This is a genomic window from Bradyrhizobium sp. Rc2d (genome assembly GCF_900099855.1).
Taxonomy (GTDB): domain Bacteria; phylum Pseudomonadota; class Alphaproteobacteria; order Rhizobiales; family Xanthobacteraceae; genus Bradyrhizobium.
This window is the reverse complement of sequence record NZ_FNCU01000053.1, coordinates 37,249-55,947: the sequence shown is the minus strand read 5'-3', so window position 1 is coordinate 55,947 and position 18,699 is coordinate 37,249. Positions and strand designations below refer to the sequence as shown.

General features: G+C 62.0%; 14 protein-coding genes and 2 pseudogenes. 10 read left to right on the top strand and 6 right to left on the bottom strand.

Annotation, left to right across the window (positions count from 1 at the left end; all coding sequences use genetic code 11):
- A pseudogene (locus tag BLV07_RS38665) lies at window positions 1-1,083 on the top strand (Rieske (2Fe-2S) protein); the annotation flags it as partial.
- A gap of 109 nt (window positions 1,084-1,192) precedes the next feature.
- Here BLV07_RS38665 and BLV07_RS38660 read toward each other — a convergent pair.
- A complete protein-coding gene (locus tag BLV07_RS38660; RefSeq protein WP_091896748.1) occupies window positions 1,193-2,473 on the bottom strand; it encodes a S41 family peptidase in 1,281 nt (426 codons plus the stop codon).
- 522 nt (window positions 2,474-2,995) lie between these two features.
- Between BLV07_RS38660 and BLV07_RS48055 the strand changes: the two are divergent.
- The 3 genes and pseudogenes from BLV07_RS48055 to BLV07_RS38650 all read left to right on the top strand — a co-directional run.
- Window positions 2,996-3,643 (top strand): annotated as a pseudogene (locus BLV07_RS48055) (Crp/Fnr family transcriptional regulator); the annotation flags it as partial.
- Window positions 3,644-3,802: 159 nt separating this feature from the next.
- A complete protein-coding gene (locus BLV07_RS38655; RefSeq protein WP_244551365.1) occupies window positions 3,803-4,624 on the top strand; it encodes a Crp/Fnr family transcriptional regulator in 822 nt (273 codons plus the stop codon).
- Window positions 4,625-4,801: 177 nt separating this feature from the next.
- Entirely contained in the window at window positions 4,802-5,665 is an 864-nt protein-coding gene (locus BLV07_RS38650) for an aldo/keto reductase (RefSeq protein WP_091896745.1), read from the top strand.
- A gap of 234 nt (window positions 5,666-5,899) precedes the next feature.
- On the opposite strand, the gene BLV07_RS38645 is transcribed toward BLV07_RS38650, so the two are convergent.
- Entirely contained in the window at window positions 5,900-6,640 is a 741-nt protein-coding gene (locus BLV07_RS38645) for a hypothetical protein (protein WP_091896742.1), read from the bottom strand.
- Between the two features lie 146 nt (window positions 6,641-6,786).
- On the opposite strand from BLV07_RS38645, the gene BLV07_RS46910 reads away from it, so the two are divergent.
- Window positions 6,787-7,170 carry a hypothetical protein gene (locus BLV07_RS46910; RefSeq protein WP_143035633.1) on the top strand — a complete coding sequence of 128 codons (384 nt, stop codon included), beginning with the start codon at window positions 6,787-6,789 and terminating at the stop codon, window positions 7,168-7,170.
- A gap of 265 nt (window positions 7,171-7,435) precedes the next feature.
- Here BLV07_RS46910 and BLV07_RS38635 read toward each other — a convergent pair whose 3' ends face one another.
- The gene (locus BLV07_RS38635) at window positions 7,436-7,657 is read right to left on the bottom strand and encodes a hypothetical protein (RefSeq protein WP_091896736.1); all 222 of its coding nucleotides are present in this window, start codon (window positions 7,655-7,657) and stop codon (window positions 7,436-7,438) included.
- A 759-nt stretch (window positions 7,658-8,416) separates the two neighbouring features.
- On the opposite strand from BLV07_RS38635, the gene BLV07_RS38625 reads away from it, so the two are divergent.
- The 3 genes from BLV07_RS38625 (at window position 8,417) to BLV07_RS38615 (ending at window position 10,770) form a co-directional block, all read left to right on the top strand.
- Window positions 8,417-8,716, top strand: a complete 300-nt coding sequence (locus tag BLV07_RS38625) for a hypothetical protein (RefSeq protein ID WP_143035632.1) — start codon at window positions 8,417-8,419, stop codon at window positions 8,714-8,716.
- Between the two features lie 205 nt (window positions 8,717-8,921).
- Window positions 8,922-10,211 carry a sulfite dehydrogenase gene (gene soxC, locus BLV07_RS38620; RefSeq protein WP_091896766.1) on the top strand — a complete coding sequence of 430 codons (1,290 nt, stop codon included), beginning with the start codon at window positions 8,922-8,924 and terminating at the stop codon, window positions 10,209-10,211.
- A complete protein-coding gene (locus BLV07_RS38615; protein WP_091896727.1) occupies window positions 10,198-10,770 on the top strand; it encodes a c-type cytochrome in 573 nt (190 codons plus the stop codon). Before soxC ends, BLV07_RS38615 begins: the two co-directional genes overlap by 14 nt.
- Window positions 10,771-11,066: 296 nt before the next feature.
- On the opposite strand, the gene BLV07_RS38610 is transcribed toward BLV07_RS38615, so the two are convergent.
- Window positions 11,067-11,240 carry a hypothetical protein gene (locus BLV07_RS38610; protein ID WP_244551364.1) on the bottom strand — a complete coding sequence of 58 codons (174 nt, stop codon included), beginning with the start codon at window positions 11,238-11,240 and terminating at the stop codon, window positions 11,067-11,069.
- Window positions 11,241-13,416: 2,176 nt separating this feature from the next.
- On the opposite strand from BLV07_RS38610, the gene BLV07_RS46905 reads away from it, so the two are divergent.
- Complete coding sequence (locus BLV07_RS46905) at window positions 13,417-13,623, top strand: hypothetical protein (RefSeq protein WP_143035631.1); 207 nt, start codon at window positions 13,417-13,419, stop codon at window positions 13,621-13,623.
- A 621-nt stretch (window positions 13,624-14,244) separates the two neighbouring features.
- Here BLV07_RS46905 and BLV07_RS38585 read toward each other — a convergent pair.
- Window positions 14,245-15,519, bottom strand: a complete 1,275-nt coding sequence (locus BLV07_RS38585) for a CaiB/BaiF CoA transferase family protein (protein ID WP_244551363.1) — start codon at window positions 15,517-15,519, stop codon at window positions 14,245-14,247.
- A 227-nt stretch (window positions 15,520-15,746) separates the two neighbouring features.
- Between BLV07_RS38585 and BLV07_RS38580 the strand changes: the two genes are divergently transcribed.
- Window positions 15,747-17,222 (top strand): aldehyde dehydrogenase, encoded by a 1,476-nt coding sequence (locus BLV07_RS38580; protein ID WP_091896710.1) that lies wholly within the window; start codon window positions 15,747-15,749, stop codon window positions 17,220-17,222.
- An 87-nt stretch (window positions 17,223-17,309) separates the two neighbouring features.
- Here BLV07_RS38580 and BLV07_RS38575 read toward each other — a convergent pair whose 3' ends face one another.
- Window positions 17,310-18,635, bottom strand: a complete 1,326-nt coding sequence (locus BLV07_RS38575; RefSeq protein ID WP_091896706.1) for an MFS transporter — start codon at window positions 18,633-18,635, stop codon at window positions 17,310-17,312.
- Window positions 18,636-18,699 lie beyond the last annotated feature (64 nt).

Sequence of the window (18,699 nt, the reverse complement as noted above, 5' to 3'; positions counted from 1 at the left end):
CATCGTGAGGCCGCCGAGCGCACGTTGCTCACGGCGATTGCGGCCGGCTTCTCCCCGGCTGAACTCGCTGATGCCCTGCTCGCCGCTGCGACCGACCGGGCGTTCGCCGACACCGGGCACTCGCTTGACTTCATCAACAAGGCATTCGAGTGCCTCGACCTGATCGGTTGGCAACACGCGGCGGCTCTGCTGCCGGCAGTCGTCGGTCAGATGGTGGCGGCCCGTGGTGCCGAGGAATCCACCGCCTGGCGCCAGCCCGTTGATCTTGTTCTGTTGTGTGAGGAATCAACCAGCGAACTCGCGGACCTGTTCGCTGCCGGACGCGGCGCGCGTGACTGGTCGGGCCACGCCGCACTTGCTCAAGAACTCGTCGGTGACGATCCGGCCGGGATCGTTGACGCTCTCAAGGGGGCGATCCGCGCCGGTGCCGATCCTGCTGACCTTGGCCAATCCCTCGCGTATGCGGCAGCGCTCAGGGTGGCGCGCTTCGGCACTGCCAACGAGCACGCCGATTGGGAGACGGCACATCACGTCTTCACCTACGCCAATGCAGTCCACCAGATGCTGACGCGGATGGACACTGCCAGCGTCGACACTCACGTCACGGCTGTCCGCGGCGTCTTGCACGGCGCGATGGCGCTCTACCTTGCTCGCTATCTCAATGTGCCGCCGGCAGGCATCCCGGGCGACGGCGGCGAGCAGCTCGATGATCTGCCCGCGGAGCCAGAGATGATCCGCGCCGCCTTGCTCGACGCCTTCGACCGGCAGCGACAGGTCGATCTTGCCGCACGCCTGGTAGCACGGCACCTCACGCTCGGCCATTCGCCGCAGGCGCTGATCGCCACGCTCGCGCATGCGGTGCTGCGCGAAGATGCAGGCTTCCATACATATCAGATGCTGGAGGCGGGGGTCCGGCAGTTCGGGGCGTGGGGCAACACGGACGAGGGCCGGCACATTCTCATCGCGGTTGCCCGCTATCTGGCGGCCCATTCACCGACCGAACGCGCGTCACACCAGACAGCCGACATCGCCCGCCGCTTGATGCGGGGTGCCGAGCTACATCAAGAGGCTGGATCGTTCTGAACATCACGCGCCGAGGGCGATCTGAAGCGACAAAGGCCTGCGTCCGACACGCGCTTCCAGTTACCATTTTTGCGCTGGCCCTGCTTCGCGCACGCGTACGACGCCCGGATCATGTCCCGGACAGAACCGCGACAGCACGGCTCAATTGGGGGTCGTCCGACCCGGCGGGGGCCGCGCCTGCCGGGACCTCGATCGTCGGCGTCACGCCCACGCCCTCCAAGCGCTCGCCATCGACCCGGACATCTTCGACTGCGAGCAGCAGCAGGCCGCCTCCGATGAGGAATGCGGTGGCGGCAAGGACCGCGCCCTCTGTCCGGGTGCCGATGAGTTCGCCCAGCCGGTACTTCTTGAAGCCATAGGCAAGGACCTCCTTGCCGCTGCGGGTGCCGCCGTTGATGAGCATCGCAACGGGCTTGCGCCACTTCACATTCACGAATTCGCTAGTGCCGCTTCGGCCTGTGACCTGCATTGTTGGCGCGCGGGGATTGAAGAGATCGAGATATTCGGGTTGCGCGCCGCCCCAGCCATCCCGCAAATCCAAAATCAGCGCGTCCGCGTCTCTTAACACCCCTTGAGACAGCAGGGATACAAGAGCGCGTTGGTAGACGGAGCCAGCATAGCACCAAACATGGACATAGCCGATGCGTCGTCCGTTGGACTCAATGATGCGCGCACTCGACTCCAACCCACGAAGGAACATTTTCGTGGGTTCGAGGTCGACCGGCCTGACCGGGATTTGCACCACCGAGGCGCCCCGCTGCACCTCTAAGGCAACTGTTTCACCTACCTTCCCACGGAAGGACTCGACCGACTCAAATGCCGTGCCGTCAGCCGCAAGTATCTCGTCTCCAACACGGAGGCCCGCCTGCTGAGCCGGCGTTCCGTCGATCACGGCGGTGATCGTGTTGCGGCCAGCCACCTCGATACGGGAAATGATACCTATGCCAGGGTACGATACGCGGCCGTCTGGAAACGCACGCTGCAGTCCCCGACGTCGCAGTGCGCCGGAGAAAATGTCCGCAAGCTGATAATATTCCGGCTCATCCGGTGTATAGAAACGCGTGTGCGAAGCGTGCAACTCAGACAGCATGGAATTAATGACGCGCGCCAGAGAATCCCCGGAAGCTGCCCGCTGAACTTCCGGAAGATATCTCTCCCGGACTGCCAGCCAGTCCAGTCCGTTGTGACGCGGATCGTAAAAGCGATCACGTACGGTCTGCCAAACGCTCTCGAATGTAGCGGTACCATCAGCGGGAACGTAGGAGTTGGTCTCTCCCCTTGGAGGCTCCGCGGCGTTCGGGGCCTTTGCAGCCACGGCACATGCCGTAACAACCGCTGCCAGCCGCAACACTTGGCGACGCGAAGGCGATGTATCGATAACCTCTTTCATCGTCTGATCTCGCGGTGGAGCGCCTGCCGGAGCGCGTTCGCCGGCCGCGATGCCGGCTCAGGCGGTCATTGAGGTCAGGACATACCCACGATAGCAATCCTGCCACTGTGCGGCTACTTGCCGGACTTTTCGCCTGTCGAGCCCCGCACGCGTACAGTCCTATTGGCCCTAGCTCATGAATGAGAGGCGGCCCCTGCAGAGACGCTGCCGCCGCGTTTTTTGAGGCGCGGGGGCCGTTTCCGCCATCGCAGCAGGGTTTGCCGCGCGCCGGAAATTGGAACTCATGTGGCCGCGCCGTACGGTGTTACCCATACCCAATTGTGCGTCATAGCGTACTTGCATCTAAGTCCCGATGATGTTGCAAGAAGGAAATCCGCTTCGCAGTTGCGAGCGTTTTTGAGTTTATCTGTTGAGAGTGAAAGCGTCCGGAAGTGAACTGGATCTTGGTGCAAACAGAGAAGGCAGATCCGAACAGATGTTGAGGCCATTGGTCCGCGCCCCTCGGAATGGAGAAGGCGGCGGATGCCTCACCCTGCAGTGACGCGTCGCCCCGGAAGTGGTAACCGGCTTCTGGCAGCACTGCTGCCACCGGACTTCGCTCTGCTGGCGCCCGAGCTGGAAGCGGTCGCGCTCGATCAGGATGCGGTCCTCGCGCGAGCGGGTGATCAGGTCGAGCATGTCTTCTTCCCTCATAGCGGCGCCATCTCGCTGATGATCGACATGGCGAACGGGCAGACGGTTGCCACCGCGGCAATCGGGTGTGAGGGAGCAGTCGGCATCCTCTCCGCGCTAGGGCCGTCACCTTCGGCCATTACCGCCATCGTGCACGCGGCAGGCACGGCCTCGCGAATTCCCGCCTCTCGATTTCGCGCCGCTTTCAACCGCAGCCCCGCGCTCCGGCACGCGCTCCAGGCTCACCTGAGCGCGATGCTGACGCAGTTCCAGCTCGGCGCGGCCTGCAATGCGCTGCATCCGGTCCAAGTCCGCATGGCACGCTGGCTGCTCTATTTGAGCGACCACATCGACCACGACGTCCTCCCGCTCACCCAGGAAGCGCTGTCGCAAATACTCGGTGTGCGACGAACGACGGTGACGCTCCTGATGCGCAATCTGCGCGCGTCGGGCGCGATCAGATCTGATCGACGAGGCCAGATCGAGATCGACCGATCGCGCCTCGCGGCGGTGGCGTGCGAATGCCACGGGACCATGGGTCTCGAAGTTGAGGAATCTTCCTCGACGCATACGGCCCGATCTCGCCTTCTGAATGTTGAGGATGATGAGCGCATCTCACTGGGGGCATTGGTTGCCCGTTCCGGGAAGGACTACTCGGTGACCGCGCACCCGACCAGCGTTGGGAATAGGCTCTTGGCGGCGTTGCCGCCGGCGGATCTCGGCCTGCTCACGCCCCACTTCCAGAAAATCTCGTTCGAACCCGACGCCGTGTTGGTGCGGGCGGGCGATGAGCTCGACCAGGTTTATTTTCCCCATAGCGGCGCCATCGCCTTCATGGTCGACATGCCCGACGGGCAAACGGTTGCAACCACGTTGATGGGGCGGGAAGGCGCATTGGCCTCGCTCTCGGTGCTCGGCCCATCGCGGTCGTCCGTGACCGCGATGGCTCGCGTGGCCGGCACCGCATCGCGGATTTCCGCTGCGAAATTCCGGCTCGCCTATGCGCGAAGCGCGGCCATCCGGCATGTGGTGCAGGTCCACGCCCGCATGCTGTTGTTGCAGCTCCAGCACGTGGCCGCCTGCAACGCGCTGCATCGGGTGGAAGGCCGCATGGCGCGGTGGCTGCTGCAGATTCACGACCGCGTTCCCGACGACGTGCTTCCGCTGACGCAGGAGGCACTTGCCCAATTGCTGGGGGTGCGGCGGACGACGGTGACGCTGACGATGAGCAAGCTTCGCGCAGCGGGGGCCATCAGGTCCGACCGGCGCGGCTTCGTCGAGGTCGACCGGACGCGGCTCGAGGGCGTAGCGTGCGAATGCTACGCACTGATGCAGCGCAGGATCGATCGCATGTCCTGCCAGGAATTGTCCGCGCCGCGACTTGCCCGTGCGCTGTTCCCGGAACGCTCCTTCGTCACCTCCGGTGAAGCCGGCGAAGACCGTGCTGAAATCAAGGCCGCTTCGCCGGTGAGCACATAGCGGGGCCCTCCGTCCCGATCAGGACTCCGGTCGATCAAAGTCCCGTGCGGACTCGAATGGCGCCTTGAGCTTCGCAAGCTCGCGGAGCACCTTCGCCACTTGGCGCAGCGCTGCGCGCGGAGCCCGGCTTCAGCCGTCGTGCTTCGCCAAGATATCGCCTTGTTCAGAGGCCCCGCGATGCCCGCAGATCATGATCCGCGCCCTCTGGGTCGAACCGGCATCCACGTGCTGCCCTTGGGCATCGGCACGAACAAGTGGCGGCGCGCCGATCGTGGGGCGGTGTTGGAAACATGCCGGGCCATTCATGATGCCGGCCCGTGCATGATCGACACGGCTGAGATCTATTTCTCGGAGCGCGTCGTGGGCGACTGCTTGCGCGCCGGTCCCACCTGCGCGGTGATCGCATCGAAATTCCTTCCCTTTCCGGGCCGCACCTCGCCGCGCCGCCTGATGAGCGCGCTAGACGGTTCGCTCGCGCGCCTGGGCCTCGAGACGATCGATCTCTACTATGTCCATTATCCGCTGCCCTTGATCGACGTGGGAGTGTTCGCCGAAGGCCTCGTCGAAGCGGTGAGGTCGGGCAAGGCACGCGCGGTCGGCGTGGCAAATTTCAATGCGGACCAGATGCGCCGCATCGCCGATCACCTCGCAAGGGCGGGCGTTCCGCTCGCCGCCAATCAGGTCAACTACAGCCTGCTCCGGCGAGCGGCGGAAACAAACGGCGTGGTCGAAGCCTGCCGTGAGCTCGATGTGGCCCTGGTCGCGTATTTTCCCCTTGCGTCCGGCCGCCTCACGCGGCCGTCGGACAGCATGGAAACGAAAGCGCTGCTGACGTGTCTCGCCGAAATTGCCCGCGCGCACGATGCCAGCATCAGCCAGGTCGCCCTGAACTGGCTGTTGGCGCGCGACAGTCACGTGATCCCCATCCCCGGCGCGACCAAGCCTCATCACGCCAGGGCCAATCTCGATGCACTCGGTTGGCGCTTGAATGAGACCGAGTTCGACGCGATCGACCGAGCCTCAGCAAAGCGTGGAAAATGAATCCGGTGCCCATCAAACCCCCCAGTGAGGCGCGCGGAGGCGCTCTCGCGGAAACCTGACTGTGCGAACTCGCGCGGACGCCCGACCTGAGTCCGAACCGGTCCGGCCAGTCGAGCCGTCGACGACCGCTCCGGCTTGGCCGCCCGTATCGGACGTATCCCGCGCGACCGCAAAAGACGGTTGCGGATCGTTCGTCTGCGATGGCCGCCGCCCCATCCTCCGACCGAGGACCGGTCAGCCGGCCAGCACGCCCCGAAGTGTCCGGCTCGAGCTGAGAAGACAACCGACGCCCAGCGCCATCAGCAGCACGCCGAGCCAGGTTGCCGTCCACCCCGGCCCGTCGTCGCCCGTCTCGGCGATGGGAACGGCGACCGGGGTCGCCGGGGGTACGGAGGCGGCAACCGCGTCGCTGGCGGCCGGCGCGGCCGCCAGAAGCGTCTCCACGTCGACCTGGCGCGGCGTGGGATTATCGAGCGTGAGCTGACCGGTCGCGGGCTTGGCGATATCGGGTGCCGGCGGCACGAGCGCCGCGGCCGCCGTAGCGGGAACGGGACTGGCATCGACCACCTTGAGCTCGAGCGCGGGCTGGGCCGGCCGAGGCGTGTCCGCCGGCGCGGAGCGCAGCAGCTCCGCGCGCGCATCCACGACCGCCTTTTGCTTGCGCGGCGTGGCCTCGGGGGCGGCGACCCGTTTCGGGGCGCGGTGACGAGCCGATTTCTTTGCCATCGGGGTCCCCTCGGCGGCCAAGAACCAGCATTTGCGGCTGCCATCGAAACGATAGACCCAGTGCTGGCCCTCGGCCGCCGATTTCCCGGGCTGCGACAAGCATTCCTTTTCGGCCGGCGCCGGCGCGGTGGCTTCAACAGGAGCGGCTTGGCCAAAGAAGGTGGCGAAGGGATTCGAGGATGCAGGCGACGTCGAGAGACCTGCGAGAAGGAGAAAAGCGGCGAAGCAAAATCGCAAATGACCGGACATGAAAACCCCGGTGTTGCGCCCCCGCCCGCCTACGACCGTTGGCCGCGTTCTGGGTCGCAATGCGGCTGAAATCCGGCAACCCGGGGGATTCATTCTGGCCTGGAACCGGGATCCGGGCCCGACTTCAGCCAGCCTGCAGCCGCGCGTTGGTTACCTTCAGCCGCACATCGATCTCGCCACCGGCGATTCTGGGAAATCAAAAAAGCGATCCGAAATCGACCTTCCGGACGATCTGGGCGCGCTGTGAAGTTCAATTACTTCTGCAACGACACGCCTCACATGCGCAGGCAGATACGCACACACGAGCGCAAGATCGGTCGCGTCGTCGCGAAGAAACCGATCCGATTGCTCGGGGTCTTCTTGCTTCACCCAATCCGAAGCAGAAAACGACGATCGATTTGTTGCTTGCGCTGGATGGCGAGCTAAACAACCGCGCCCAACTCGCGGGCGCAAGCGCTTGCGCCGCGTGGGGCGCGGAGGTTGATGCTCGCTTTCTCTGGCCGCTAGGACGCTGGCGCTGTCGGCGCTGACCCCGTCGGGCACTGGCACTGTCGGCCAGTCCTCCCATGGCGCTCGTGGTGCGAGAGACCGTCTCGATCAACCCACCCTTGATGTAGACCTGCGCAGGCAGCGGACCCAATTCACGACTAAGTGAATCGGGCCTGACCCGCCAACAGGGACCACCGGGCAGCCGTTCGCTGTCAGGGTATTGCTCGGCTGTTCTCCAAATCTTGTTCGGGCACGGCGATGGCTGCCTTTGCATCGGCGCGCCGTTCCTGTAGCAACGGACGCAAGCTATTCGCGCCGCGCATCAGCCCTGACGCCGTCGGGCGTAACCTCGTAGTCCTCGCCGCGATGCCTGAGCCAGCCTGCCTTGACCATCGCGATGGCGGTCTCCTCGCTGCATAAACGGTGGGTGCCGCCGGGGAAATACAGATTGCCATCGTGCGCAATCAGGCGGCCGTACAGGTGCGCCTGCCTCAACACTTTGCGCATTCCAGGCGAGGGCTTGACCATAGCGGCTATCAAACTCGGGGTTGCCCGTATTTCTTTCCGGTGAGCTTATTGTAGCGCATTGCCGGCGACGGGGAAATCCCACGGGCTCCGGCGGAGGATGTGACCGGGCGTGGGCTTACCTAATCAACAGTTCTAAAGTGGAAGTTCTGCATGCTCTGAAGTGCATCGCGGGCGGCTTGATTCTCGCGCTCGATAGCCGCGATGGCGAAATTCGCTAAGGCCAACGGCCTTCGCTCACCCCGGCGATAAATTTCAGCGACATGCGCGATTGACAGTTGCATCGCTTGCCGCGTCTGATGAGGTACCCCACCGCGATATCAATGGCGGCATAGGCAGGCCGCGGCTTCGGTTTCTGAAACGCTTTTTCGATTCGGAGTTCTCTTCATGCGGTCAGGAAGGGCTCTGACGTTTGAGCGAATTGATGTGGCCGGCACATGGGACCCTCGGCACCATCGCGGCGGCGCCGGAGACCAGGCGTGACGCGCGAAATGGCAGATGGCCTTACTTGGGCGAACGCAATCCCGGCGAGTTCAGCCATTCGTCAATGTGGGCGGTCACATCGGCTTGGCGGGCCTTCTCCAAAAGGTCTTCACGCTCCGCACCTGGCGGCAATTGATCTGCCTTTTCCCTCGCCAGCCGAACCTCCTTGATAAGTCGTTCGCCCAGTGTCCTATCCGGTTTGGGAAGCCGGCACCGTGTCATGGTGAATTTCCCTCATCCATGAACCTGCTCCACCACTAGAAACTCGAGGCGGGGGCGATGGCTCGAGGTAAAACATCCGGCCAATCAACGTTTCGCGGCGCTCAGGCGAGCCTCTGGATCGAGCTGTGCGCGATGGATCCACTGATGGGACCGGAGGCGCATTCGGAGTGGATGCGGTACTGGCGGCGAGTGAAAGTCGAAGAGACTGCTGCCGCACGGCAGGAAGTCGGCGCGCAAACCTTCATTCCCGCCACCGATCTCGGTCAGACTGGCAATCCGAGCCTGGCCGATGGGCGGCAACTGTTCGTCACTGACCTGATCAGGGAGCGCGATGTCTGCTACGACAATCGAAATTAGGCAGAGCTTTCTATCCTTTAGCGGGATATCATGCGCGGCGGAGGCCGTTGAGAGCTTGAAAATTTCAGGGAGGAGAGTCGTGAACAACGCACCCACTCTGATCTTGGACGACAAGGCCCGGCGAATGATCGATGACATGATCGCCGCTGAAGCGCGTCACTTAGCGCAACGCCGCGCACAGGAAGAATGCGCGTGCAAAGAGGGAATGTTCCCCAGCCGTACGCCAACCAATCGCCGTGCATTCCTGTTTGCCGCAGGATCGACCGCGGGCGCCGCGGCTGCGGTCGTGCTTGGCAGCACGGCCCGTGCCGCAGACCAGAAGGCGCCACCCGGCGCGCAGTATTTCGACGTTCCGGCCGATCCGACCAAAGAACTGGGGCGGGCGGTCGCGGCCGACGGCGGATACGGATCGCGGTCGCAATTCGAAAGCGAGGTGCGCTGGCGATACCCGACGCCCAATGAATACACCTCATGGAGCATGACGCCGCTCGACAAAATGCTCGGCAACCTGACTGCTTCGGGGCTGCATTTTGAGCGTCACCACGGCGGCACCCCGACCATCGATCCGTCACAGCACATGCTGTTTGTGCACGGCATGGTCGGTACGGCCAAGAAGTTCTCGATGGCGGACCTGAAGCGGTTTCCCTCCGTCACCCGCAAGTATTTTATCGAATGCTCGGGCAACGGCTTGACCGAGTGGACCAAGCCGACGCTGAAGACGGTACAGGGCACGCATGGCCTGCTCAGCACCTCCGAATGGACCGGCGTTCAGTTTGCCACGATCGCCCGCGAGGTTGGCCTCGATGAAGGTGGCATATGGGTGCTCGCCGAAGGCGCCGATGCGGCGGTGATGACGCGCAGCATCCCACTCGAGAAGATGCTTAAGGATGCGATCCTCGCCTACGGTCAGAACGGTGAGGCGATCCGTCCGGAGCAGGGCTACCCGCTGCGGCTGATCCTACCGGGCTACGAAGGCAATACCCACATCAAGTGGCTTCGCCGGCTCGAAGTCAGTGAAAAGCCGTTCATGACCCGCGAAGAGACATCGAAGTACACCGACCTGATGGCGGACGGGAAAGCGCGCCAATTTACATTCGAAATGGAGGCGAAGTCGGTCATCACCTTCCCGTCGGGCGAGATGAAGCTGCCAGGGTCTGGCTTCTACAATGTCACTGGTCTGGCATGGTCGGGCCGCGGCCGCGTCCAGTCGGTGGAGGTGTCGAGCGACGCCGGCAAGACCTGGTATCCGGCCCATATGGAGTCGGTCCCGGAACCGATCTGCACCGTACGCTTCGGCTTTCCCTGGACGTGGGACGGCAAGCCCGCGGTGCTGCAAAGCCGGTGCACCGACGAGACCGGCTACACTCAGCCAACACTGGCGCAACTGGTCGCCATCCGCGGATCGAACGGGCCGTTCGGCTCGATCTATCACCTGAACGCGATCCAGAGCTGGGCCGTCGCCGCCGATGGGAGTGTGACCAATGTTCACGCGTGACGCCTGCATCGGCGCGGCATCGCTATGCGTGGCTGTCCTTCCATTGACGGTCGGCGCGCTGGCGCAGGACACTACTCGCTTCAGTTTCGGAGTGCCGGCAACGCAGCAAGAACTCGCGAAGTTCTATGCGATCCCGCCTGACGGGCGCGGCCTGCCGCCAGGCAGCGGCGACGCCACCATGGGTGCCAAGATCTACGCGCAGAACTGCGCTTCCTGTCACGGCGATCATCTGGAAGGCAATCCGGCGAAGGGCGTCGGCGGCGACAAACTGACCGGAGGACGCGGCACGCTTGCCACCAAAACTCCAAGCAAGACCGTCGAAAGTTACTGGCCCTATGCCACGACACTTTTCGATTACGTGAAACGGGCGATGCCGTTCAACGCGCCCGGATCGCTAAGCGACGACGACGTCTATGGTGTTGTGGCCTATATCCTCGCGCAAGCGACGATCATCAAGCCAACCGAGACGATGAACGCCGCCACCTTACCCAAAGTGGCGATGCCGAATCGCGATGGCTTCGAGCCGGATCCGCGACCGGAGATGCAGCTTTATCGCTAAGCGGTAAAGGACGTTTCGCGAAAATTCGCATCACAAGGGTGCGACCGCGGCAAGCCTGTCGTACACCCCGAAGCGCAATGCACTGTAGACCCCCTCCCATTCGCTTGGCGGTCTCCACCGTTGCGGCTCTGCTGACATCCTGTCAAAAATTGCTGAGAACAAACACTCGGGAGGATCAGGTGGCTCTCCACAGACTTTCCCGCGTGATCACCGAAGGTGATGCGCGCGCAGCAAACCGGTCCATGTTGTATCCCGTCGGGTTCACGCCCATGGGCAGCCGGGATGCCGACGGTTCTTCACCCTAACCCGAAACGCGCTTCACGGCGCCAGCGGTCTAAGCGGATGCCAAGCTGCTCGACGGCGAGCTTGGAAATCTCTGCGGGATCGCGAGCGCCCGTCGCGCCGATCTCGATTATCTTCTTCGCGGCGATTTCGGCGACAGGGACGTTGCGATCAACCCAGCCGAGCAAGCGCAGGGCTTGATCATAGGCCAGTGGGGCAGCGCAACCTGACAATTCGCGCCATTATCACCTAGCGCCTGGGCACTGCTCAACGCGTGCCTTCCCCCTCGGCCATGAGTTTCCGCTCGATGTGGTCGGCTTGTTCTTTCGTCAGATTGACCGCTGGCCTGGTCCCAACCATTGCCGGCCCCCTTCGCTGCCGATCGTAGACCATCCAACCCTTAGACCCCTGACGAACTAAAAATCTGGACGGAAGCGAAGCCTTGTCGCTCATCTGCCGGTCTCATCAGTTCAATACAAAAGAAGCTCGTCGCCGTTGTGCTGACGGCGAGGAAACGCTTGCACTGTCTATGGCCAATCTATCGGAGTAAACGGTAGCTGCCGACGAACCAGTTCCTCTCGCAGTTTCCGCGCGTATTGCTTGGCGTTCTCACCTATGAAACGATAGCGCGCGCCATTTCGCAGGTCCGCGATGACTTCACGGCGCACGCTCTCGTAAAGAGCCAAGAGGCCCCGGTCCGAAGTGCTTGTAAATTTCACCTGACGCCCCCCGCAATTTCACTTCCATAATTCCTCTTGAAATCGTCCCGCATTCGCAGCGGGCTAGACCGGCGGTCTTAACCCCGGTGACGAAAGCCATTTATCAATATTCGCGGTCGCCTCAGCCTGACGCGCCTTACTTAGCAGGGTTTCACGTCCTTCTCCGGGGCAACAATCGCGCCGCGCGGCGAGTCTCCTCAGCGAACTTGAGAAGCCGCTCACCCAACGTCGTGATCGCCTTGCCGCGTTGCATAGCCTCGATCCCCATCCCGGAACAGAACGCTACGCCTGAAACAGGACCATGTCATCAAACCTGTGATGCGGATTGGCAGCCTTCACGGAATGGTTTCGTTGCGAAAGCGATCTGAAAGCCGAAACGAAAATCAGACTGGTTGCTTCTTCTCTCATTTCCTCCAGCTTGCGCCGAAAATTATAGTCTGACTTTTGGTTAGTGTTTGGACCAAAGCTCCATGTTGATCCAGGGATGCCGCAAAAGCTGGCTGATCCTCGTATTCAACATGAGCAAAAGGTGAAGATCGATGCTACGCAAAGTGCGTGGAGAAGAGCACCTTTTGCTGCGCCACTACTTCCGCGCGGCGAATGCATCGATACTGCCATTTGCATTACTCTCTTCCCTTACTCGCCGCGCTATCATGTCGCGCCCAGCCCACATTTGTCCGTTCCTGCGTGAGGACTCAACGTTGACCCGACGTACAGTTGGAATGTCCGAGGCCGATGAATTGGAAGACTTAGTGCGGTTGCTAACGAGCTTATGGGAGGCCGCGCAACGGCTTCCCGAGGGATCAGAGCGGCAGGATGCGTTCAGACAGATCGGTAGCTTCCATAGGCGGGTGGCGGCATTAGTTACAGATGCCCTCTAGGCTTTAAGGGATGTCATGTCGGGCTGTGCGGTGGCTACCGATCCAACTCGCGCCGGAAGATTGCGACTTGGAGGTTGGCGAACTTGATAAGACCGGGATTATGCCACTGGGTTTTCCATGCCGCCGAAAATTGGGGGCTTGGTACAATGCTTGGGCCGATGAGCCGGTTTTGATTTGTCCGACGCACTGGAGGATCTGGCGCGCGCCAACAAATCGGTAATCTGATCTTTGTTTTGAAGAACTGGAGCCACTTTATGAGAACAGCGCTTTGCTTCACTATGTTGCTCGTTGCCACGATCGCGCTCGCGCAAGGCGCGACACCGGCAAAGGGACCGACCGTTGGTGCGAAGACGCTCATTCAGGCGAAGCCGAGGGCGCCCGTTGGTTGCAAGCTCGTCGGAATGGTCAAGGGAACGAAGCTCTGGGCGGGCGAATGCACGGCGGCGCCGGAGCTAAGAACAGGTACGCCAGCCGAAGAGTCGAGTAGTCCGACGTCGGTCCCGGAGGCGGCGGGCGCCATTCTGAAGGATCAGTAACGCTCCCACTATGTGCAATCTCTACAGCATCTCCACAACCAAAAGGACATCAAACCTGTTGCACCGACGGGGCTTTTGACCTGCAGTCCGCTGTGGCTCACTTCGCAGAGTGAGCATGTTGTGTCGGCGCCGAGTGATGGCCTTTGATTCGATTTAAGCAGCACGGTGTCATGGGCGCAGTGACACATGCAGTCGCACGCGACGGACTTGGACGGTGGCTATTCGTGAATGCGGGAATTTCAGGATGAGTTCGATGGGCGCAGGGTTGCTAATGCAATCGAGCGTCATCGAAAACACTACTCTTTGTGCGACGAACTGGAGTGGATCCGAGGCGCGCAGTTCTTCTTCGTCGCGTCCGGAGAATACGTCGATTGCAACATCAAGTCCGGCGATCTCGACTTGGTCAAGATCGTCGGCGAGAACGTAATCGAGTAGGCGCTGTTGACCCCAACCGAAGTCCTCCAGACCCCAAAATCCATTGACCGAGATCCGGACTTGGCGGCGCTAACGAGGTTCTCCGGATACGTCGCGCGTCCGAGATGACATTTAGTTTGGCTCTGGCCAGGTGCCGGCTTCTGAAGGCCTTCAATGTTGCCCGTAAGACCTGGGTATGCCAAATAGGAGCTGCTTTGGGGCTACACCCTGGGGCTACACCAGAAGCCTCTGGCGTGCAGTAAGACCTTATTTTACGGGGCTTTCTCGAAGCCGTTTTAATATGGCGGAGAGGGAGGGATTCGCGGAAAGCGCGAAATACCCTTTGAACGTCAACCTTACAAAAAGCCCTCTCACCCCTTTCAAGGGCTAGGCTCGTCGATCCGGAATCGATCGGGTTCGTCCATAGATTCCATGCAGATCTTCAACCCGTAAGCCGTTGCCGATCCGCGTGCCGTGCATCCCGACGAACCGGAAGCGGTCGTCCACCTTCATCTGCAGGATCGGAGGCAGCGCGTCCTCCGGCAGCGAGAGCAACCCAGCGATCGGATCCCCACCCGGTCAATGTACCCGCGTCACCTCACTCCAATCGATACCCCATCACTCCACCAGGACGGTGCGATCCTATACAGAACGCGATCCACTGGACAAAGCGCCTTTGTCCTCGACCTCAGCGAGAATGTCAGCAAGCAGGTCGTCATGCTCGCCAAGCCTTGGCGGGGGCAGACGGGCGGACATGGCCGCACCGCCGATCGCAAAGCCCGGCAGCACAAATTCGCCTGCGGACGCGTGGTGGATTGTTGTTAGAATCGCTGGCAACTGGGGCGATGCAGCGACGTCATCATAGGTCGCAACAGGCGCGCAGATGATTCCGACCGGCTCGAGCAGAGCAATCCATTCATCGGTCCCGCAGCGGGCGAATACTTCATTCAATTCCCTGGTCAGCGCGGCCCGGTTTCTCATCCGGTCCGGTAGCGTGGCAAAACGAACGTTCGTCTGCAGGTCCGGTCGACCGATAGCTGAACAAAGGTTGGCCCAGCGTTCAGGCTGGTAGGCGGCAATCAGGATGTAACCATCCGCGGTCGTATAGGCCTCGTTCGGCGTCGCATAGGGCGCGCCGCTGCCGCAGCGCTTCGGCAACTCCTTGGTCGTGAGATAGCCGAGCAGCGGCACCTGCTGCAGCATCAATGCGCTCGCGTAGAGATTGACATCTATATGAGCTGGAACCGAACCGGCTATCCGTTGGTTGAGCGCAGCAAGCACAGCGATCACCGCGTGATAGCCGGTGACCATGTCGGCAAGTGGCGCCTGCACCTTTGTCGGCGGTTCGCCGTCTGAACCGGTGATGCTCATCAGGCCCGTCACCGCTTGCAACACCCCGTCGACGCCCGGCTTCTTCGACCACGGTCCGTCCTGCCCATAGGCTGAGATCGAACAGTAGATCAGATCGGGAAAGCGGGCCTTCATAGCCCGATAGCCGATGCCCAGGCGATCGGCGACGCCCGGGCGGAAACTTTCGATCACAACATCGGCCGTAGCGATCAGCGCTTCGGCATCGCGTCGGCCATCCTCGGTCTTCAAGTCGATGACGAGGCCGCGCTTGTTGCGATTGAGCGCCAGAAATACGGCGCTCTCGCCGCCGATGAAGGGTGGACCCAGCGTACGTCCGATATCACCGGAGGGGGGCTCGATCTTGATAACGTCGGCTCCCATGTCAGCTAACAGCATGGTGCACAGCGGCCCGGCCGCAATCTGGGTAAAATCGACCACCCGGACTCCCTTTAGCGCGGAGACGAGCGGATTCGATGATGCGCCCCGGAAAGCCGAAGCATCGCTTGGTGTATGCCCGTGCTGGACCGTCGAATAATCGGACGATGACATTGCCGAGTTCTCCGCCATGGAAAGCTCCTCAAATTATGCGGAGTTCGCTCGGTCGCAGAGCGAGAATGGCGCAGTCCGTCGTTTACAAAAACGCAACATGCGGTCGGCTCCGCATAGCCCATCTCGCTAAAGAGGAAATCTCAACGGAGACGCCAGCAAAACTCAATTTACTTGCCCCCTAGCATCCCACCCTTACCGCAGTCAGGGAACGATCGATCACCCCATGACGAGCCAAGGAGACGACCATGAAAAAGTACCAACTGTTCATCGATGGTGAGTTTGTCGACCCTGCTTCTGGACAATGGATCGATACGGTGGACCCCTATCGGGGCGAAGCGTGGGCACAAATCCCGCGCGGCAACGCGCAGGACGTCGATCGTGCGGTCGCGGCGGCGGCAAGAGCGATGCGCCAAAGCACATGGACCGATATGACGGCCACGGCGCGCGGCAAGCTGATGCGCCGTCTCGGCGATCTCGTCGCACGCGAAGCCGAGCGGCTGGCGGATATCGAGGTCCGTGACAACGGCAAATTGAAACAGGAGATGCTGGGACAGCTCCGCTACCATTCCGAATGGTGGTGGTACTATGGCGGGCTCGCCGACAAGCTCGAGGGCGCGGTCACGCCAATCGACAAGCCCGAGATTTTTGCATTCACCCGCCACGAACCCGTTGGCGTCGTCGGCGCGATGACCGCCTGGAATTCTCCGCTGCTGTTCGTCGCCTTCAAATGCGCGCCCGCCATTGCGGCCGGGTGCGCCGTCGTGGTCAAGCCGTCGGAATTTGCCTCCGCCAGCACTCTGGAATTCGCGGCGCTGACCCGCGAGGCCGGTTTTCCGCCCGGCATCTTCAACGTGGTCGCGGGCTATGGCACAGAAGCCGGCAGCGCGCTGGTCGAGCATCCGGATGTCGCCAAGATTACGTTCACGGGATCCGATACCACGGGCGCGAAGATTTACGCGACGGCGGCCAAAACCATGAAGCGTGTGTCGCTGGAGCTGGGCGGCAAGTCGCCCAACATCGTGTTCGACGACTGCGACCTCGATGCGGCCGTTGCCGGCGCCATCTCCGGCATTTTCGCCGCCACCGGACAGACATGCATCGCGGGCTCCCGCCTCCTGGTCCAGAACAGCATCAGGGAGGCTTTCACTAAGAGACTCATTGAAACTGCCAAGATGGCGCGGATCGGCGATCCCATGGACCCCGCGACCAACATCGGACCGGTGACGACACCGGCGCAGTATCAAAAAGTGCTCGACTACATCGAGATTGCCAACAGCGAGGGTGCACGCTGCGTGCTTGGGGGCGGTCCTGCGAGCGGCCTTCCGGGCGGCCAATTCGTCGAGCCGACGATCTTCGTCGATGTTGCGCCGAAGATGAGGATCGCGCAGGAGGAAGTGTTCGGTCCGGTGCTGTCGGTGCTGGGTTTTGAGGACGAAGCCGAAGCGGTCGCGATCGGCAACGATGTTATCTACGGCTTGGCGGCGGGCGTCTGGACCAGAGACATTGGTCGCGCCCTTCGCATGTCAAAGGCACTCAAGGCCGGCACGGTCTGGGTCAATACTTATCGGGCGATCAGCTATATGATGCCGTTCGGCGGCATGAAATATTCTGGCCTCGGCCGCGAGAACGGCATCGAGGCGATCCGTGAATTCCTCGAGACCAAGAGCGTCTGGGTCTCGACCGCTGTTGGCGCACCGGCAAATCCCTTTGTCATGAGGTAGCACGCCTGAACGAGATTAGCGGCGCTGCATGTCGTTCGACATGCAGCGCCGCTAACGGCCGCTATCGATCGTCTCAAGCGACTCGCGTCAGCCTAACGCCTTGCTTTTGGTTTCCGGCATCGTTGCATAGACGAAGGCGCTCGTCAGACAGACGGCGACGACGTAGACCCAGGCATATTGGCCGTAGCCCCAGCTTGTCAGCGCAGTCGAGATATAGGGCGCGGTCCCACCGAAGATTGTGACGGATAGCGCATAGGGGAACCCTACTCCCGTCGTTCGAACTTCGGCAGGAAACTGCTCGGCCATGACGGTTGCGCAGGTCGCAGCAAAGCCGCTGAGCAGCACCATCGCAATCGTCTGCAGCAGCAGCACCGATCCGAAGTCGTTCGTCACGAGGGCAAAGCTCGGCCAGGCAAATATCGCCGATCCCAACGCGAAGGCGAGCAAAATCGGCCGACGTCCGACGCGGTCGGAGAGCGCGCCGAGAGACGGAATGAGCAGGAGCGATACGCTGATCGCAATGACATTGGCGAGCAGCGCCTGCCGCAGGGGCATGCCCGTCTCGACATGAACATAGGTCGGATAGTGGACAAGCCAGAGATAATTGAGGAGATTTCCCGCCATCGCGATCCCGATCACCCGGAGCGCCGCGCCGCGATGCTGGCCAACCAGGATGGCGAACGGATTGGCACTCCGCTGCGACTTCTGATGCTGGAAAATCTCGCTTTCCGCCACGGCGCTCCGGATCCACAGCGCCACAAGGCCGAGCATGCCGGCGATGATGAACCCCGCGCGCCAGCCCCAGCTCCGCATGGCCTGATCGTCGGCAACAGAAGTGATGGCAAGGCCGACGGACGCTGCGACCATAACGCCGGCATTGACAGCGAGATGCTGCCACGCACCGGCAAAGCCGCGGCGATCGCGCGGGGCCGACTCGACCAGGAATGCCGATGCCGAACCGAATTCGCCGCCGGCCGAGAATCCCTGAACCAGCCGTGCGATGACGAGAATGACCGGAGCCGCGACGCCGATCGTCTCATAGGTCGGACAGATGCCGATGATGAACGAGGCGCCGGCCATCAGCGAGACGGACAGCGCCAGCGTCCGCTTGCGCCCATGGCGGTCGGCGAAGACGCCGAGCACGGCGCCACCAACCGGCCGGACAGCGAAACCGACCGCGAAGACGGCTAGGATCGAAAGCAGATTTGCCGTCTTGTCGTGAGACGGAAAGAATTCTCCGGCAAGGACGGACGAGAAGATCGCGTAGATCAGCCAGTCCGCCCACTCGACGACGGTCCCAAGCGTCGCGGCCAATATTGCCTTCTTCTGGCCCCTCGTGAGGCTCGTTTGCCTCGAGCCAACAGCAGCGCTTGCTGCGATGCGGTCGACGACCGCCAACTGTGCCCATTCCATTTTCGATTCTCCCGTTTTGCTCCACCGGGCCGATCCCCGGTTTTGTCCTTCTGATGGCTGTTGG

What these genes read in the sequence shown, in the direction of transcription:
- soxC (WP_091896766.1), top strand. Translation starts at nt 8,922, where the DNA reads ATGTTCCCCAGCCGTACGCCAACCAATCGCCGTGCATTCCTGTTTGCC.
- BLV07_RS38580 (WP_091896710.1), top strand. Translation starts at nt 15,747, where the DNA reads ATGAAAAAGTACCAACTGTTCATCGATGGTGAGTTTGTCGACCCTGCT.
- BLV07_RS38615 (WP_091896727.1), top strand. Translation starts at nt 10,198, where the DNA reads ATGTTCACGCGTGACGCCTGCATCGGCGCGGCATCGCTATGCGTGGCT.
- BLV07_RS38625 (WP_143035632.1), top strand. Translation starts at nt 8,417, where the DNA reads ATGGCTCGAGGTAAAACATCCGGCCAATCAACGTTTCGCGGCGCTCAG.
- BLV07_RS38635 (WP_091896736.1), bottom strand. Translation starts at nt 7,657, where the DNA reads ATGGTCAAGCCCTCGCCTGGAATGCGCAAAGTGTTGAGGCAGGCGCAC.
- BLV07_RS38645 (WP_091896742.1), bottom strand. Translation starts at nt 6,640, where the DNA reads ATGTCCGGTCATTTGCGATTTTGCTTCGCCGCTTTTCTCCTTCTCGCA.
- BLV07_RS38660 (WP_091896748.1), bottom strand. Translation starts at nt 2,473, where the DNA reads ATGAAAGAGGTTATCGATACATCGCCTTCGCGTCGCCAAGTGTTGCGG.
- BLV07_RS46905 (WP_143035631.1), top strand. Translation starts at nt 13,417, where the DNA reads ATGCGGGAATTTCAGGATGAGTTCGATGGGCGCAGGGTTGCTAATGCA.
- BLV07_RS38585 (WP_244551363.1), bottom strand. Translation starts at nt 15,519, where the DNA reads ATGGCGGAGAACTCGGCAATGTCATCGTCCGATTATTCGACGGTCCAG.
- BLV07_RS38650 (WP_091896745.1), top strand. Translation starts at nt 4,802, where the DNA reads ATGCCCGCAGATCATGATCCGCGCCCTCTGGGTCGAACCGGCATCCAC.
- BLV07_RS38575 (WP_091896706.1), bottom strand. Translation starts at nt 18,635, where the DNA reads ATGGAATGGGCACAGTTGGCGGTCGTCGACCGCATCGCAGCAAGCGCT.